The following is a 17,558-nucleotide window of genomic DNA, read 5'->3' as shown; positions in this document are numbered from 1 at the left end:
TCGCTCCCACAGAGGAACAGCTTGGCGTTCCAGATCGATTACAGCTCCTCGTCCAATACCTTCGCCAGCATATCGACAAAGAAATCCACACTCTGACGCGTGGTCACCATCGGCGGCTTGATCTTGAGGATGTTCAGATAATCGCCAGTCGGTTGCATGAAGATCCCCAACTCCCGAAGACGATTGCACAACGCCATGGTTTCTTCGGTAGCCGGTTCCAGGGTCTCGCGATTACGGATCAGCTCCACGCCCAGGTAGAACCCGGAACCATGCACCGCACCGACCAATGGATATTGGTCGATCAAGGCCTCAAGCCGCGCCTTGAAATGCCCGCCTACCACTTGGGCATTTTCCCAGAGTTTTTCTTCCTCCATGACGTCCAGGACCGCCATGCCAATCCGGCAACTGACCGGGCTGCCACCGGCCGACGAGAAGAAATAGCCCTCGGCTTCCAAGGCCTCGGCGATTTCCCGGCGGGTGATGACCGCTCCCAGTGGCTGGCCGTTGCCCATGCCCTTGGCCATGGTGATGATGTCCGGCACCACGCCTTGCTCTTCAAAGCCCCAGAAAAACTTACCCATGCGCCCGTAACCGACCTGCACTTCGTCGGCGATGCAAACCCCGCCGCGTTCGCGCACCATGGCGTAGACCTGCTTCAGATACCCGGGCGGCAGCGCGATCCCGCCGGCATTGCCGTACACCGGTTCGCAGATGAAACCGGCAAGTTGGCGTTTGCTTTCGGCGATTTTCGCCAGGTTGTGTTCGACGCTACGCACATAATCCGGCGCACTGTCGGGCCCACGAAATTCGCCACGATAGGTATTGGGGGCGGTCACCGGATGCACCCAGTCCGGGCGACTGCTCAGGGCCTGGGGGTTGTCGGCGATGGACGTCGACACCGCATCGGCGGCCACCGACCAGCCATGGTACGCCTCCAGCACACTGAGCATGTCTCGCCCGCCGCTGTAGGCCCAGGCCAGGCGGATCGCCAGGTCGTTGGCCTCGGTGCCGCTGTTGACCAGGAACACCCGGTCCATGTTGGACGGAGCCAGCGACAGCAGACGCTCGGAAAACTCGGCAACCGCCGCATAGTGGAAACGTGAATTGGTATTGAGCAGCGACCATTGCCGAGCGGCCACCGCGGCCATGCGCGGATGCCCATGCCCCAGCACCGCGACATTGTTGAGCATGTCGAGGTAGGAGCGCCCCTGCATGTCGATCAGATGGTTGCGCCAGCCGCGCTCGATGCGAGGAGGGTCGACGTAGTAGTGCTTCTGGGACCGGGCGAAGCTCGCATCGCGACGGGCCAGCAGCGCCTCGGGATCGATCTCCGGCTCAGCATCGCACGCCAGCCCCAGCAGCACCGCCGGCGAAGGGCACAATGCCTGCCAGGCCGCAGCCCTCGAAGGCGTGCAGAACAGTGGTGGATTGACTTGTGCCCCCCGGCACAGCTGCACGCGCAGCAGCCCCGAGACTTCGCCCAGGACCTGCCCCTTGACCAAGGCGGCCCCCGAGTGCAGCGGCGAGGACACGCCCCACAACCGCACACTCAGTTGAGCGCTGTCCAGTTGCAGCAGGCCATCGGCGCCCTTGTGCACCACACCGGCGAAGGGTGATTCGAGGGGAGAGCCCTGAGGTACGCTCAGCTCCACGTGCAACGGATAAGTATCCGGTTCAACAGCACTGTCCGGCCGGGTACGGGACAATCGGTACTGCCCGTAACGGCTGGCCGCCAGGCCATGGACGCCAGCCGCTTCACTCAGCAGGCGCTGGTCGATCTCCGGCTGCTCCCAGTTACCGGCTTCGAAATGCGCGCTCAGCACCCCCAGGTCGATCAGGGCGAACTCTCGGCCCACCAGGGTCGGCAACAACGGCGCGAAGCCTTCGCTGGCAATGGCTGGCAGGCTGTGGCCGACGGCGGTGAGGATCGCCGCTTCCATCAGCTCGAAAGGCACCGAGTGGGCGACACGGAAAATTTCCCACTCATGTTCCAGATTGTCACGGCTGTATTGGTTCTGCGGGTCGATGGCAACCTGCTGTTCACCGCTGAGCACCAGTACGGCGGCGCGCGCGACGATCATTGGCCAAAGCGCCAGCAATTCGTCGCGCTGCAACGGATTGACCCCGTGATAGGCCTTGATCGCCGGCAATATAAAGAACGGATCCCCGTTAGCATGGTGCAGCAGGGCCGCGCAGGTCACCGACAGATCAGTGATGCGCCAGGTGCGGACCAGGTCGCCGAAATCAATGACCCCCTGCAATTGCCACTGGCGCTGGGCATCGCGTTGCCAGACCGCGTTGTCATCGGTGATGTCCATGTGAATCGCCTGTACCGGCAGGTTGGCCTTGAGTGGCTGCAAGCGCCGCTCGGCCTGTTGCGCGACCTCGGCGACCAGATGGCGCCGTTGTTCATCCTCGATGACAGGCAACAGGTAATCGACCAGGGCCGGGGCGTGGCGCGCATCCCACTGCAGGGTGCGCTCCAGGCCCGGGTGATCGAATGTCGCCAGGGCCAGGTCCATTTCCGCGCACAGGCGGCCCAGGCCAGTGACAAGCTCGGGCGTCAGGTGCTTGAGCTGCGTGAGGGACTGGCCGTCGATGTACTCCAGCAGGCGCATATGAACCGCTTGGCCGTCGACGTCCAATGTCAGCAGGTCCTGGCCATTGCTGGCCGCGATGACCCGCGGCACTTTTACCGCGTCGTGTCCGGCCAACTGTTTGAGGGCAGCGTGTTGGGCCTGTATTTCCGGGACAGCGTAGTCGCCGTGGCAAATTTTCAACACAAAGCGGCCGCGCTCGCTGTCGACGCGGTAGTTGAGGTCCTGGTTGCTGCCAAGGGGTCGCAGGTCGCCGCTCAGTCCATAATTCGAGCGCAGCAGCACCAGCGCTTGCTCGGCGCTGATCTGTGGGCTTGGCAAACTGGCACGGTGAACCAACGTAGCGAGTGGCATACAAGGACCCCTGAGGTGGTTTTGTTCGGATGACTATCTCGCCACTGAGTCGGAGGATAAGCAACCCCTCTGTTCAAAAATATGCACAGCCCTCCTGAGACGCTGTACGGGAAGGGTGTGTCCAGGGGATATTCGCTTGCACCGCCTCCGACATGCCGACAAGCTATGCGCCTACGCTTTGGGTTCTCACGGAAAAAGGCTTAACCGGATGCGCATTCTTATCACTGGCGGTGCCGGCTTCATCGGCTCGGCACTCATACGGCACTTGATCCTGGACACCGAACACCAGGTCCTGAACCTCGACAAGCTGACGTACGCCGGCAATCTCGAATCGCTGAGCAGCATCGATCACGACAGCCGCTACGAATTCGTGCAGGCCGATATCGTCGATCAACCAGCAGTCAGCGCGATACTCGCGCGGTTCAAACCCGACGCCATCATGCATCTGGCCGCGGAGTCCCACGTAGATCGCTCCATTGACGGTCCAGCAGACTTCATCCAGACCAACATCGTCGGCACCTACAGCCTGCTGGAAGCCACCCGCGCCTATTGGCAGACCCTGCCCGAGGCGCAAAAACGCGCGTTTCGCTTCCATCACATTTCCACCGACGAAGTGTATGGCGACCTGCACGGTGTGGACGACCTGTTCACCGAAACCACCGCCTATGCCCCAAGCTCCCCTTACTCGGCCAGCAAGGCGGCGTCCGACCACCTGGTCCGCGCCTGGCAGCGCACTTACGGCTTGCCCGTGCTGTTGACCAATTGCTCGAACAACTACGGGCCGTTCCACTTCCCCGAGAAGCTGATTCCGCTGGTGATCCTCAACGCACTGGCCGGTAAACCGCTGCCGGTGTACGGCGATGGCCAGCAAGTGCGTGACTGGCTGTACGTCGAAGACCATGCCCGGGCGCTGTTCAAGGTCGTTACCGAAGGCGTGGTCGGCGAGACCTACAACATCGGTGGCCACAATGAACAAACAAACATCGAGGTGGTGCGCAGCATTTGCGCGCTGCTCGAAGAACTGGCGCCACGCAAGCCCGAAGGGGTCGAGGGTTATGCCGACCTGATCACCTTCGTCAAGGATCGCCCCGGCCACGACCTGCGCTACGCCATCGATGCCGGCAAGATTGAGCGGGAACTGGGCTGGACGCCCCAGGAAACCTTCGAGACAGGTCTGCGCAAAACCGTGCAGTGGTACCTCGAGAACCTGCTGTGGTGCCGGCGTGTCCAGGACGGTAGCTACCAGGGCGAGCGCCTGGGCTCGCTCGACAACAAGGATGCGATTGCATGATGAAAGGTATTGTTCTGGCCGGCGGTTCCGGCACACGTCTACACCCCATCACCCTTGGGGTTTCCAAGCAGTTATTGCCGATTTACGACAAACCGATGATCTATTACCCGATCTCGGTACTGATGCTGGCCGGCATCCGGGACATCCTGGTGATCTCCACCCCGCAGGACTTGCCGCAATACCGCAGCCTGTTGGGCGACGGCAGCCAGTTCGGCGTGCAGTTCAGCTACGCCGAACAACCCTCACCCGATGGCCTGGCCCAGGCGTTCCTGATCGGCGAGCAATTTATTGGCAGCGATCCGGTATGCCTGATCCTGGGTGACAATATTTTCCACGGCCAGCATTTCGGCGAGCAATTGCAGACCGCCGTCAACCGACAGAGCGGTGCAACGGTGTTTGGTTACTGGGTCAAGGATCCCGAACGCTTTGGCGTGATTGACTTCGATCCAGAAGGGCGAGCCATTTCCATCGAAGAAAAACCCAGTGCGCCCAAATCCAGTTATGCGGTGACCGGCCTGTATTTCTACGATAACGACGTGATCCAGATCGCCAAGACCATCAAGCCATCCCCTCGGGGCGAACTGGAAATCACCGACGTCAACAACGCCTACCTGCAACGCGGCGACCTGCACGTCGAGCGGTTTGGCCGTGGTTTCGCCTGGCTCGACACCGGCACTCACGACAGCCTGCTTGAAGCCTCGCAATACGTGCAAACCATTGAGCACCGCCAAGGCCTGAAAGTCGCCTGCCTGGAAGAAATTGCCTACCAACAGGGCTGGGTCAGCCGCGAGCATGTCCTTGAGCGTGCCAAATACTTCGGCAAGACCGGTTACGGCCAGTACCTGTTCAAGATCGCAGGAGAAACCCATTGAACGTCATCGCCACCCGCTTGCCGGAAGTCCTGATCATCGAGCCGAAGGTCTTCGGTGACGATCGCGGTTTTTTCTACGAAAGCTTCAATGCCCGGGCGTTTACCGAAGCCACGGGCTGCGCGCTGCAGTTCGTCCAGGACAACCATTCGCGCTCGGCCAAGGGTGTCCTGCGCGGCCTGCACTATCAGATCGAACAAGCCCAGGGCAAACTCGTGCGTGTCACCGCAGGCGAGGTCCTGGACGTGGCGGTGGATATTCGCCGTAGTTCGGCCACGTTCGGCCAATGGGTCGGCGTGCGCCTGTCGGCGCAGAACCACCGGCAAATGTGGGTTCCGCCGGGGTTTGCCCACGGGTTCGTGGTGTTGAGCGAATCCGCGGATTTCCTCTACAAGACCACGGATTACTACGCCCCCTCGGCCGAGCGCTGCATTCGCTGGAACGACCCGCAATTGGCCATCGATTGGGAGCTGCAAGGCGCGCCAATCCTGTCGCCCAAGGACCAGGCCGGCAAGGCCCTGAGCGAGGCTGACCTGTTCCCATGAGCGCCTCCTTACGCATCCTGATCATCGGCCAGAACGGTCAGGTTTCCCGGGCACTCCAGTCCCGCCTGGCCGGCATGGGCGAGTTGATCGTGCGCGGCAGTGACCAGCTCGACCTGGCGCGCCCGGAGCTCATCCGTTCGCCCATCGACGCTCTACGGCCCGACCTGATCATCAACGCCGCCGCCCACACCGCCGTCGACCAGGCCGAGCACGAACCGGAGCTGGCGTTCGCCATCAATGCCACTGCGCCGGGCATCCTGGCTCAAACGGCGGCTGAACTGGGCGTCCCGCTGGTTCACTACTCCACCGACTACGTCTTCGACGGCCACAAACCCGAGCCGTACACCGAAGACGACACCCCTAACCCACTGAGCGTCTACGGACGCAGCAAACTGGCCGGTGAAAACGCCATCCGCCAAGCCGCAGGCCAGCACCTGATTCTGCGCACCAGTTGGGTGTACTCCACCGAAGGCCGCAATTTCCTGCTGACCATGCAACGTCTTCTCCAGGAAAAACCGCAGCTGCGCGTGGTGGCCGATCAGATCGGCGCACCGACCTGGGCGGGCACGATCGCCGACAGCACCGCGAGGCTCATCGAGCGTTGGCAGGCCGGCCAGTGCGGCGCCTGGGGCACTTATCACCTGACGGCCCGGGGCGAGACCTCCTGGTTCGGTTTTGCCCAGGCCATCGGCGAACACCTGATCGAGCAGCACAAGCCTTGTGCCGAGATCGAGCCCATCCCGTCCAGCGCCTACCCGACGCCGGCCCCACGCCCGCTGAATTCGCGCCTTGATTGCACACATCTGCTCCAGGAATGGGGCGTGAGCCAGCCAGACTGGAAAAACGCGTTGCAGCAGTGTCTTGCCAGGCAAGCTAGTGTCCTGCCTCACAAATAGTATTGGTGAGGCGGGACACTAGGCATAATGCGCCTGTTCCCACAGGCGCCTGATGCTTATGAACTCCACCCTTCCCCGCAGACCCCGTTGGCGCAGCCTGGCGTTGCTTGCGCTGTGCCTGGCGCCGTTGTTGTGGCCGCTGGAGCATTTGGCCGAGCGTTATTACCGCAGCGAGCTGGCCGGACAGAACCGCCAGACCCTCGATCTCTACGTCGCCAACCTGCTGGGCACTTTGCACCGCTATGAAGTACTGCCGCAGATTCTTGGTGAGCTACCAGCCCTGCGCGCCGCACTGTTGACTCCGGACGACGGCATCATCCAAGGCAACGCCAACCGGCTGCTGAAAAATATCAGCGCCCAGACCGGCGCCGAAGTCATGTACCTGATGGACGCCACCGGCAAGACCCTGGCCGCGTCGAATTGGGACAAACACGACAGTTTCGTCGGGCGCAATTTCGCCTTCCGGCCTTACTACATCGAAGCCATGGCCGGGCGCCTGGGACGTTTCTTCGGCTTGGGTACCACCTCGGCCAAGCGGGGCTATTTCTTCGCCGCCGCCGTGCGCGACCGCGAGAAAGTCATTGGCGTACTGGTGGTCAAGGTCGACCTGGACCACACCGAAAGCCTGTGGGGCAAAACCCCCGAACAATTGCTGGTGACCGATCACAATGGCGTGGTCATTCTCACGTCACGGCAGGAGTGGCGATTCCGCGCGACCCGCCCCTTAAGTGACGAAGAACGCAAGGCCATCAGCGCCGTGCAACCTTACCCGACCCGCGATCCCAAGCCGTTGAACCTGGACACCAATGCCTGGCTAACCCAGACACAGTCCATCGAAGAGACTGGCTGGAGCGTCAGCATTCTTGCCCCACGCACGCTGATCGACCGACCGGTGCGCACCGTGGTCGCCATCGGCGGCGCGGCGTTGCTGGTCTTGATGCTGCTGCTCGGGTTGATGATGCAGCGCCGGCGCCATTACCTGGATCGGATCGCTTTCGAAGGCAAGGCTCGCCAAGAGTTGGAAGGCCGGGTGGCCGAACGCACCAGCGACTTGGAAGGGCTTAACCGGCGCTTGAGGCAGGAAGTATTGGAGCGCGAGCAGGCCCAGCAGGAACTGGTCCGCGCCCAGGATGACTTGGTGCAGGCCGGTAAACTGTCGGCCCTGGGCACCATGTCGGCCAGCATCAGCCACGAACTCAACCAGCCGCTGGCGGCGATCCGAAGTTACGCGGAAAACGCCGAGATTTTACTCGACCATCAACGCACCGAGGACGCCCGGGGCAATCTCAAGCTGATCAGCGAACTGACCGGACGCATGGCGTCGATCATCGCCCACCTGCGAGCCTTCGCCCGCCGCGACCGGCATGCCCCGGAAAGCGTTGCCCTGCAACCGGCGCTGGACGATGCCCTGGCGCTGCTCGCCAAGCGCCGGCGCGGCATGGAAGTGGAACTGATCCGCGACCTGCCGGCCGCCACGTTGTGGGTCGAGGCCGGGGAAACCCGGTTGCGCCAAGTGCTCGGCAACCTGTTGGCCAACGCCCTCGACGCCCTGACCGAAAAAGGCCCACCGCGCAAACTCTGGCTCAGTGCCCAGGCCACCGAAACCGGCGTCAACCTGTACATCCGCGATAACGGCCCGGGGTTTTGCATGGAGGCCCTCGGCCGCGCCGGTGAGCCCTTCTACACCACCAAGACCCGCACCCAGGGCCTTGGCCTGGGACTGGCGATCTGCGACACCCTGATGCGCGCCTTCGGCGGCGAATTGTCGTTCGCCAACCACAAGGAAGGCGGCGCCCTGATCACTCTGAAGCTGCGCGCCGGCGCCCCCGGAGTGAGCCTGCAACCGTCCGAGGACCGTAGCGTATGACCATCGATAACCGGATTGAGGTGGTGCTGATCGATGACGACCCCCACTTGCGTCAGGCCTTGAGCCAGACCCTCGACCTGGCCGGCCTGAAAATCCTGCCCCTGGCCGAGGCCATGGGCCTGGCCGGGCAACTGCCCCGGGATTGGCCGGGGGTGGTGGTCAGCGACATCCGCATGCCCGGCATGGACGGCCTCGAGTTGTTGAACGAGCTCCACGCCCAAGACTCGGAGCTGCCCGTGCTGCTGATCACCGGCCATGGCGACGTGCCGCTGGCGGTGCAAGCGATGCGCGCCGGGGCCTATGACTTTCTGGAAAAACCCTTCGCCAGCGATCATCTGCTCGACAGCGTGCGCCGGGCGCTGGCCTTGCGCCGGTTGGTGCTGGACAACCGCAGTCTGCGCCTGGCCCTCAGTGACCGCCATGAACTCAGTGCCCGCCTGGTCGGCCAGTCAACGCCGATGCTGCGCCTGCGCGAGCAGATCGGCGCACTGGCGGCCACTCGGGCCGACGTGTTGATCCTCGGTGAAACCGGCGCCGGCAAGGAAGTGGTCGCCCGGGCGCTGCACGACCTTTCGAGCCGACGTAACGGGCCGTTCGTGGCCATCAACGCCGGGGCCCTGGCCGAATCGGTGGTGGAGAGCGAACTGTTCGGACACGAGCCCGGCGCGTTCACCGGTGCGCAAAAGCGTCGCATCGGCAAGTTCGAGTTCGCCAATGGCGGCACGCTGTTTCTCGATGAAATCGAAAGCATGAGCCTGGATGTCCAGGTCAAGTTGCTGCGTCTGCTGCAAGAGCGCATGGTGGAGCGGCTGGGGGGCAATCAACAGATCCCGCTGGACATTCGCGTCATCGCCGCCACCAAGGAAGACCTGCGCCAGGCCGCCGATCAAGGGCGTTTTCGCGCCGACCTGTACTACCGCCTGAACGTTGCGCCGCTGCGCATCCCGCCCTTGCGCGAACGGGGTGAAGATGCGCTGATGTTATTCCAGCATTTCGCCGACGAAGCCAGCGCCCGCCACGGCCTGCCGCCCCACGAACTGCAGCCGGCGCAACGGGCGCTGCTGCTGCGCCATACCTGGCCGGGCAACGTGCGCGAGTTGCAGAACGCCGCCGAACGCTTCGCCCTGGGCCTGGAACTGGCCCTGGACAACAGCGCCCCGGACGGCAGCCCCGCGGCACCGGTGGAACTGGTCAGTGGCGGCTTGAGCGAGCAGGTGGAGAACTTCGAGAAGACCCTGATCGCCGCCGAACTGGCCCGTCCTCACAGCTCGGTACGCAGCCTCGCCGAAGCCCTGGGCATTCCGCGCAAGACCTTGCACGACAAGTTGCGCAAGCATGGGCTGAACTTCGGCGACAGCCATCATGGCCCAGCCGATGATTCCGATTGAGTTACTGTCACCTTCCTTTCAAGCAAGAGGCCCCGCGATGAACCGCGACAGTCGTTACCTGGAATCGATCCTGCACCACGACATCCCACTGACACGGGACATGGGCCTCAAGGTGCTCGATTGGCAGGCCCGGCAACTGCGCCTGTTCTTGCCGCTTGCGGCCAACGTCAATCACAAGAGCACCATGTTCGGCGGCAGCCTGTACTGCGGCGCGGTGCTCGGCGGTTGGGGCTGGCTGCACCTGGCCTTGCGCGAAGAAGGCATCGAAGACGGGCATATCGTGATTCAGGAAGGGCAGATCAGCTATCCACTGCCGGTGACACACGACGCGGCTGTCGTCTGCGATGCGCCTGAGGACAAGGTCTGGAAACGCTTCCTGGCCACCTATCGGCGCTACGGCCGGGCGCGGCTGGCGTTGCAGACGCGGGTGATGAATGCCGGAAGCGAGGAAGCGGCGGTGCAGTTTGAGGGGCAGTACGTGTTGCACCGCTAAAGCAACGCGGCCCCTGTGGCGAGGGAGCTTGCTCCCGCTCGGTTGCGCAGCGACCGCAAGTTTTTGGGGCCGCTGCGCAGCCCAGCGGGAGCAAGCTCCCTCGCCACAAAAGCAGGTACGGTTCAGGAACGGGCGAGCTCCAATAGCTTGCCCCGCCACGGCGCTTTCGCCGGCAACGCCAGGAACGACGCATTCAGCAGCGATTCACGCGGCGGATAACAGAACGGCTCGCCGCTCAAATCCAACACCTCGCCACCCGCCCCTTCCAGCACGCCTTGGGCAGCGGCGGTGTCCCACTGGGACGTCGGCGCCAGCCGTGGGTAGCAATCCGCCGCGCCTTCGGCCACCAGGCAAAACTTCAACGAACTGCCAATGCTGGTCAACTGCAACTCACCCAGGCTCTCACTCAAGCCGCCCAACAGGCGTTCCTGCTCGGGGCTGGTATGCCGGCGGCTGGCGACGACGGTGAAGGTTTCGTGCGGAGCCAATACGTTACGCACCGCGATAGGCAAGGGTTTGTCACCCTGGTCGGCACGCCAGGCGCCCAACCCCGCGCCACCGACGTAGAAGCGGCCATTGGTGGGCATCGACACCACGCCAAACACCACCCGGCCCTGCTCGACCAGTGCAATGTTGACGGTGAACTCCTCACTGCCGGAAATGAACTCCTTGGTTCCGTCCAGCGGATCCACCAGCCACCAACGTTGCCAGCGGGCCCGCACGTCTTGGGCGATATTGGCGTCCTCTTCGGAGAGGATCGGAATATCCGGCGCCAGTGCCGTCAGCCCGGCCACGATCACATCGTGAGCCGCCATGTCCGCAGCAGTCACCGGCGACTCGTCGGCCTTGTGGTTGACCTGCACATTGGCGCGCCAGAACGGCAGGATCGCCTCGCCGGCCTTGAGCGCCAGTTCAATCACAGGGGCCATCAGGGGATGGGGAAAGTTCATGACAGGAACGCTCCGCGCTGGGTCAGCAGGTCACGGGCCAGGTACAACGCCGCCAAGGCACGCCCCTCCGTGAACTGAGGGTTTTGCGCCAGGGCAGACAATTCGCGCAGATTGACCTTGTCCACGCGCATCGGCTCCGGCTCGTCGCCCTCCAGCTGTTCTTCATACAGATCGGTTGCCAGCACCACCTGGATCTTCTGGCTCATGTAGCCGGGGGACAGCGACAGCTCGGTCAGGTGCTCCAATTGACGCGCGCCAAAACCGGCCTCCTCCTTGAGCTCCCGCTCGGCCGCCGCCAGCACGTCTTCACCCGGCTCGATCAGCCCCTTGGGCAAGGACAGTTCATAGGCGTCGGTACCACCGCAATACTCCTCCACCAACACCGCGTGGTCGGCATCGAGCATCGCCACGATCATCACCGCGCCATAGCCTGCGCCCTTGCCCGCCAAACGCTCATAGGTGCGCTCCACACCGTTGGAAAAACGCAATTTCAGTTCTTCCACGCAAAACAAGCGACTGGTGGCGACGATCCGGCGATCGAGTATGGTGGGTTTCTGGCGCATAAACGGCTCCCTGGGCGATAGCGGGCTACTATACCCGGCCTATTCTGATTGTTTGTGTCGGATATCCGATTACCGCTGGAGAAGTTTTATGGCCTTGCTGCCCTGGCATGAGATCGATACGGTTCTGCTGGACATGGACGGCACCTTGCTGGACCTGCATTACGACAACCATTTCTGGATGGAACACCTGCCCCAGCGCTACGCCGAACTGCACGGTGTGAGCCGAGCGATGGCCGAGATGGAGCTGCAACCGCTGTTCGAACGCAACGCCGGCCAATTGCAATGGTATTGCCTGGATTTCTGGAGCACCGAGCTGAAACTGCCGGTGCGCGAACTGAAACTGGAAACTGCGCACCTGATCGCCTTGCGCCCGGACGCCGATACCTTCCTCGCGGCGATCCAGCAGGCCGGCAAACGGGTGGTGATGATCACCAACGCCCACCGCGACTCGTTGTCTTTGAAGCTGGAGCGCATCGAACTGGCGCCCTACTTCGAGCGTTTGATCAGTTCCCACGACTACGGCTTTCCCAAGGAAAACCAGCAGTTCTGGGACGCCCTGCAAGCGGAACTGAACTTCGACCCGGCCCGCAGCCTGTTTATCGACGACACCTTGCCGGTGTTGCGCAGCGCCCGGGATTTCGGCGTCGCGCACCTGCTGGCCGTCAGCGAACCGGACAGCCGCAAGGGGCCGAAGGACACGGGGGAGTTTGAAGCGTTGAGGGATTACCGGGACTTGATTGAGGGGCTTTGAACTGCGTCGTCTTCAATCGCGAGCAAGCTCGCTCCCACAAGGGATCTTGGTTCGCCACAGATCAGTGTGGGAGCGAGCTTGCTCGCGATGAAAGCGACGCGGTCCTGAAACTTACTCGGGAATCCGTAGCACCTGCCCCGGATAAATCTTGTCCGGGTGCGACAGCATCGGTTTGTTGGCCTCGAAGATCTTGTTGTACTTGTTCGCGTCACCGTACTCGGCCTTGGAGATGGCGCTGAGGGTGTCGCCTTTTTTCACGGTCACGAAACGTGCGGCTTTTGCCACCGGACCGGTCACCGTAATCTGATCGTCAACACTGCCTACACCTGCGATATTGCCCACGGCTAGCAGGATTTTTTCCTTCTCTTCCTGACTCCCTACTTCACCGGTGACGATGACTTTATCGCCCTCGATGGTCGCTTGAACATTCGGATTACCCAGGCCAACCTTGCTGATGTGTTCTTTCAACTGCTCGCTGGCATTTGCGTTGCCGGGGGTAAGCAGATCGATCAGTTTTTCGCCTGCTTCCTTCACAAAGCTAAAAAGACTCATGGTGCGCGCTCCTTGGGTTATGTGTCCTGACGCAAAAGACTAGACCAGGCCAGATGAGGCCGGTTCCCAGCCGACCAATGACCCCGCCACGCGCAAGCGCTAGAATCCGAATCTTCCCGCGCCCTGGAGCGAAGATGGACATCAAGCAGCTGAAATTTCTCATCGCGCTCGACGAAACCCGCCACTTCGGCCAAGCCGCCGCACGTTGCCACATCACCCAGCCAACCCTGTCGATGCGCCTGCGCAGCCTTGAAGAGGAACTCGACCTGCCGTTGGTCAACCGCGGCCAGCGCTTTGAAGGCTTTACCGCGCCGGGTGAACGGGTGCTGGCGTGGGCGCGCACGGTATTGGCGGCCTATGACGGGCTGCAGGCCGAAGCCGCGGCCTGTCGCGGCAACCTGGTGGGTACGTTGCGCCTGGGCGTGGTGCCGTTGTCGGACTTCGACCCGCTGGCGATGATGCAGCGCTTGCATGCCGAGCACCCCAACCTGCGTTTTGAATTGTCGTCCTTGAGCTCCGAACATGTCCTCGAACAGTTGGCAAACAACCGTATCGACCTGGGCATTTCCTATCTGGAACGCCTGGACAACGAACGCTTCGATGCCCTGCCCTTGAGCCAAACCCGCATGGGCTTGCTTTACGACCAACGTTTTTTCTTTTTCGGTGAACAACCGCTGAGCTGGGAAGCGCTGATCGAATTGCCCCTGGGCATGCTCACCAGCGGCATGCATTTTCGCCAGTCCATCGACCATCACTTCCACAGCCGCGGGCTCACGCCTCGACCGCTGCTGCAAACCGACGCGGTGCATCAATTGTTACAAGCTGTGCACGGCGGGCTGTGTTGCGCGGTGATGCCTCTGGACAATGGCCTGGACGTGTTGACCGAAGACTTGCGCATCCAGCCCATCGAAGGCGCGCAAACGCTGGTCCCGCTGGGGTTGATCATGCGACGCGGTGCCCCGCGCTCGGCCTTGGCAGAAGCTTGTTTTGCCCTCTACCAGAAATCACCAGCAGTATCTTGATCGACGTCATCTATTGAGAGATCAGTAATAGCGATTAGACGTGGCAGATTGCCGCATTTAGTCTTAACACTATTCCTACTTTCAGTGATGCCTATGAACGACAAGCCTCCGGTCAGTCCAGCGCCAGCGATGGAAACATCCGCGCCGGCCGCCAGCCAGAGCTATCGCTACTGCAATCTGGACCACTCTCAATCGGACAGCACCGCGCTGGCCGAGGAAGTGGCGTTGGCGATTGCCTACAACGGCATCAGCCAGGCCGTCATGCTGGTCACCCCCACGGATCTTGAAGACTTCGTCGTCGGCTTCAGCCTGGGCAGTGGCATCATCGAAGACCCATCGGACATCTATGACCTGCAACTGAGCGGCACAGGTTCTGCGCAATATGCCCAGGTAACCATCGCCAACCGCGCCTTCTGGAACCTCAAGCAGCAACGCCGGCAGCTAGCAGGCACCAGCGGCTGCGGGTTGTGCGGCGTGGAAGCGGTGGAACAGGCCCTGCCCAACCTCAAGGCATTGTCCGGCGCACCGCTGCCACCGGCGCAATGGCTCGATGGCCTGCGTCAACGCATTGGCCAGTTCCAACCCCTGGGCCAGTTCTGCGGCGCGGTGCACGCGGCACTGTTCATGAACGCCCAGGGCGAGCTGCTGTTGGGCCGCGAAGACATTGGCCGGCACAACGCCCTCGACAAACTGATCGGCGCACTGATCCGGCAACAGATCCCAGTGGCCGGCGGCATGGCGATCGTCACCAGTCGCTGCAGCCTCGAACTGATCCAGAAAGTGCTGCGCGCCGGTATCCAGACCCTGGTCAGCCTGTCGTCGCCCACCAGCCTGGCGGTGCAATGGGCCCGCCAACACAACCTAAATCTCATCCACCTGCCGCAAAAAAGTGCGCCGCGGGTCTACAGCCCTGCGATGGAGAATCAAGCGTGAGCAAGCATCAACAAGCCGACCAGAAATCCGTACCGCGCTACAAGCCCTACAAGGGCCCGGCCGGTGGTTGGGGTGCCCTGATCAGCGTCGCCCAGGCCTGGCTGACCAGCGACAACGCGCTGAAAAACATCCGCATGATGCTCAAGACCAACCAGAACGGCGGCTTCGATTGCCCAGGCTGCGCCTGGGGTGACTCCCCGGAAAGCGGCATGGTCAAGTTCTGCGAGAACGGCGCCAAGGCGGTGAACTGGGAAGCCACCAAGCGCCGCGTCGACGGCGCGTTTTTTGCCAAGCACAGCGTGACTTCGTTGCTGGAACAGAGCGACTACTGGCTCGAATATCAGGGTCGCCTGACCGAGCCGATGCGCTACGACGCAGAAACCGACCGTTACAAGCCCATCAGCTGGGAAGCTGCGTTTGCCCTGATCGGCAGACACCTGCAGGGGCTTTCCAGCCCGAACCAGGCCGAGTTCTATACCTCGGGCCGGGCCAGCAACGAAGCGGCTTATCTCTATCAACTGTTCGTACGCGCCTACGGCACCAACAACTTCCCCGACTGCTCGAACATGTGCCACGAGGCCAGCGGCGTGGCGCTGTCCCAGAGTGTCGGCGTGGGCAAGGGCACGGTGACCTTCGACGACTTCGAACACGCCGATGCAATTTTCGTCTGGGGCCAAAACCCCGGCACCAACCATCCCCGGATGCTCGAGCCGCTGCGCGAGGCGGTGAAACGCGGCGCCCAGGTGGTGTGCATCAACCCGCTCAAGGAGCGGGGCCTGGAGCGTTTCCAGCATCCGCAGCACCCGCTCGAAATGCTCACCAACGGGGATAAACCGACCAATACCGCGTATTTCCGTCCGGCCCTGGGCGGCGACATGGCGATATTGCGGGGCATGGCGAAATTCCTGCTGCAATGGGAGCGTGAAGCGCAGAACGCTGGCGCGGCGGCAGTGTTCGACCATGCGTTCCTTAACGAACACAGCGTCAACGTGCTCGATTACCTGGCCGTGGTCGACGATACGTCGTGGGAGCAGATCGTCGAGCAATCGGGCTTGCCCCTGGTCGAAATCGAGCAAGCGGCGCGCATGTATGCCAAAAGCAAGAATGTGATCATGTGCTGGGCGATGGGCATCACCCAGCATCGCCATTCAGTGGCGACCATCCAGGAAATCGCCAACCTGATGATGCTGCGCGGCAACATCGGCCGGCCAGGCGCCGGCCTGTGCCCGGTACGCGGCCATAGCAACGTGCAGGGCGACCGCACCATGGGTATCAACGAACGTCCACCAACGGCGTTCCTTGATGCGTTGGAGCGGCGCTTCCAGTTCAAGGTGCCGCGCGAAAACGGCCACAACGTGGTCGAGGCAATCCACGCCATGGCCAACGGTGAGGCGAAAGTGTTCATCGCCCTGGGCGGCAACTTCGCCCAAGCCACACCGGACAGCCACCGGACCTTCCAGGCACTGTCCAATTGCGACCTGACCGTGCAGATCAGCACCAAGCTCAACCGCAGCCACTTGGCTCACGGTAAAGAGGCCTTGATCCTGCCGTGCCTGGGTCGGACCGACATCGATCTGCAGACCGAGGGCGCGCAAGCGGTGACCGTCGAAGACTCCTTCAGCATGGTCCACGCCTCCATGGGCCAGCTGCAGCCGCTGTCGAACCAGATGCGCTCCGAGCCATGGATCATCGCCGGTATCGCTGCCGCGACGCTGGGCAGCCGCCCGGTGGACTGGAACTGGCTGGTGTCCGACTACAGCCGTATCCGCGACCTGATTGCCGACACCATTCCCGGCTTCAAGAGTTTCAACGAAAAGCTCCAAAATCCTGGCGGTTTTTACCTGGGCAACAGCGCCGGTTCGCGTCGCTGGGCCACTGCGTCGGGTCGCGCCAACTTCAAGCCCAATCTGCTACCCGGCGACCTGGTGCATGAACGCACCCGCGCCACCGGCCAGTTGCCCGATCTGATTATGCAGTCGATGCGCTCCCACGATCAGTACAACACCACCATCTATGGCCTGGATGACCGCTATCGCGGCGTTAAGGGCCAGCGTGACGTGTTGTTCGTCAACGAAGCAGACATCATTCGCCTGGGTTTCAAACCGGGGCAGAAGGCCGACATCGTCTCGCTCTGGGACGATGGTCGTGAGCGTCGGGTCAAGGGCTTTACCCTGCTGGCGTTCGACATTCCTGCCGGGCAGGCCGCCGCCTATTACCCTGAAGTGAACCCGCTGGTGCCGCTGGAAAGTACCGGCGACGGTAGCCACACGCCCACCTCGAAATTCGTGGCGATCCGCCTGGAAGCTGCGAGCGAGACTGGCTTGATCCTGGCCAAATCGGCCTGAGCCAGTGCCTGGGGCCAGGGAGCCTGTCTCCTTACCCCACGCTTTTCATACGCCCACAAAAAAGGCCGTTTTCCATAGAAAACGGCCTGTCCGAAGTAGCTAAAGACCGGCGAAAACATCTTAAGTTCCTTACAAAAAACAA

Annotated in this window: 15 protein-coding genes; 11 read left to right on the top strand and 4 right to left on the bottom strand. The window is 62.2% G+C overall.

Annotation, left to right across the window (positions count from 1 at the left end):
* Nucleotides 1-38 precede the first annotated feature (38 nt).
* Nucleotides 39-2,951, bottom strand: a complete 2,913-nt coding sequence (locus CD58_RS01375) for an aminotransferase (RefSeq protein ID WP_025211309.1) — start codon at nucleotides 2,949-2,951, stop codon at nucleotides 39-41.
* Between the two features lie 208 nt (nucleotides 2,952-3,159).
* On the opposite strand from CD58_RS01375, the gene rfbB reads away from it, so the two are divergent.
* From rfbB to CD58_RS01340, 7 genes are read left to right on the top strand one after another with little or no spacing between them, the layout of a single operon-like run.
* The gene (rfbB, locus tag CD58_RS01370) at nucleotides 3,160-4,242 is read left to right on the top strand and encodes a dTDP-glucose 4,6-dehydratase (protein ID WP_025211308.1); all 1,083 of its coding nucleotides are present in this window, start codon (nucleotides 3,160-3,162) and stop codon (nucleotides 4,240-4,242) included.
* Nucleotides 4,239-5,114 (top strand): glucose-1-phosphate thymidylyltransferase RfbA, encoded by an 876-nt coding sequence (gene rfbA / locus CD58_RS01365; protein ID WP_025211307.1) that lies wholly within the window; start codon nucleotides 4,239-4,241, stop codon nucleotides 5,112-5,114. Before rfbB ends, rfbA begins: the two co-directional genes overlap by 4 nt.
* Nucleotides 5,111-5,656, top strand: a complete 546-nt coding sequence (gene rfbC, locus CD58_RS01360; RefSeq protein ID WP_025211306.1) for a dTDP-4-dehydrorhamnose 3,5-epimerase — start codon at nucleotides 5,111-5,113, stop codon at nucleotides 5,654-5,656. The genes rfbA and rfbC overlap by 4 nt, the downstream gene beginning before the upstream one ends.
* Entirely contained in the window at nucleotides 5,653-6,552 is a 900-nt protein-coding gene (gene rfbD, locus CD58_RS01355; protein WP_025211305.1) for a dTDP-4-dehydrorhamnose reductase, read from the top strand. The genes rfbC and rfbD overlap by 4 nt, the downstream gene beginning before the upstream one ends.
* A gap of 58 nt (nucleotides 6,553-6,610) precedes the next feature.
* A complete protein-coding gene (locus CD58_RS01350; protein WP_025211304.1) occupies nucleotides 6,611-8,419 on the top strand; it encodes a sensor histidine kinase in 1,809 nt (602 codons plus the stop codon).
* Entirely contained in the window at nucleotides 8,416-9,807 is a 1,392-nt protein-coding gene (locus CD58_RS01345; RefSeq protein ID WP_025211303.1) for a sigma-54-dependent transcriptional regulator, read from the top strand. The genes CD58_RS01350 and CD58_RS01345 overlap by 4 nt, the downstream gene beginning before the upstream one ends.
* A 37-nt stretch (nucleotides 9,808-9,844) precedes the next feature.
* Entirely contained in the window at nucleotides 9,845-10,300 is a 456-nt protein-coding gene (locus CD58_RS01340) for a YiiD C-terminal domain-containing protein (RefSeq protein WP_025211302.1), read from the top strand.
* A gap of 122 nt (nucleotides 10,301-10,422) precedes the next feature.
* Here CD58_RS01340 and cysQ read toward each other — a convergent pair whose 3' ends face one another.
* Together cysQ and nudE are read right to left on the bottom strand one after the other, a co-directional pair.
* Complete coding sequence (gene cysQ, locus CD58_RS01335) at nucleotides 10,423-11,250, bottom strand: 3'(2'),5'-bisphosphate nucleotidase CysQ (protein WP_025211301.1); 828 nt, start codon at nucleotides 11,248-11,250, stop codon at nucleotides 10,423-10,425.
* On the bottom strand, nucleotides 11,247-11,813 hold the full coding sequence (gene nudE, locus CD58_RS01330) for an ADP compounds hydrolase NudE (RefSeq protein WP_025211300.1): 567 nt from the start codon (nucleotides 11,811-11,813) through the stop codon (nucleotides 11,247-11,249). The genes cysQ and nudE overlap by 4 nt, the downstream gene beginning before the upstream one ends.
* Before the next feature lie 88 nt (nucleotides 11,814-11,901).
* Between nudE and yrfG the strand changes: the two genes are divergently transcribed.
* Nucleotides 11,902-12,564, top strand: a complete 663-nt coding sequence (gene yrfG / locus CD58_RS01325; RefSeq protein ID WP_025211299.1) for a GMP/IMP nucleotidase — start codon at nucleotides 11,902-11,904, stop codon at nucleotides 12,562-12,564.
* A gap of 111 nt (nucleotides 12,565-12,675) precedes the next feature.
* Here yrfG and lysM read toward each other — a convergent pair whose 3' ends face one another.
* Nucleotides 12,676-13,116, bottom strand: coding sequence for a peptidoglycan-binding protein LysM (lysM, locus tag CD58_RS01320; protein ID WP_025211298.1), 441 nt, complete (start codon nucleotides 13,114-13,116; stop codon nucleotides 12,676-12,678).
* Nucleotides 13,117-13,250: 134 nt separating this feature from the next.
* Here lysM and CD58_RS01315 point away from each other — a divergent pair, with 134 nt between their 5' ends.
* The 3 genes from CD58_RS01315 to CD58_RS01305 all read left to right on the top strand — a co-directional run bounded on the left by CD58_RS01315 (nucleotide 13,251) and on the right by CD58_RS01305 (nucleotide 17,416).
* Nucleotides 13,251-14,138, top strand: a complete 888-nt coding sequence (locus tag CD58_RS01315; RefSeq protein ID WP_025211297.1) for a LysR family transcriptional regulator — start codon at nucleotides 13,251-13,253, stop codon at nucleotides 14,136-14,138.
* A gap of 93 nt (nucleotides 14,139-14,231) precedes the next feature.
* Nucleotides 14,232-15,071 (top strand): formate dehydrogenase accessory sulfurtransferase FdhD, encoded by an 840-nt coding sequence (gene fdhD / locus CD58_RS01310; protein ID WP_025211296.1) that lies wholly within the window; start codon nucleotides 14,232-14,234, stop codon nucleotides 15,069-15,071.
* Nucleotides 15,068-17,416, top strand: a complete 2,349-nt coding sequence (locus tag CD58_RS01305; RefSeq protein WP_025211295.1) for an FdhF/YdeP family oxidoreductase — start codon at nucleotides 15,068-15,070, stop codon at nucleotides 17,414-17,416. The genes fdhD and CD58_RS01305 overlap by 4 nt, the downstream gene beginning before the upstream one ends.
* The last annotated feature ends 142 nt before the right edge of the window (nucleotides 17,417-17,558 follow it).

The sequence above is a fragment of the Pseudomonas brassicacearum genome, assembly GCF_000585995.1.
GTDB classification, from domain to species: Bacteria; Pseudomonadota; Gammaproteobacteria; order Pseudomonadales; family Pseudomonadaceae; genus Aquipseudomonas; species Aquipseudomonas brassicacearum_A.
The sequence above is the reverse complement of the archived record's forward strand: the minus strand, read 5'-3'. Positions and strand labels throughout refer to the sequence as shown.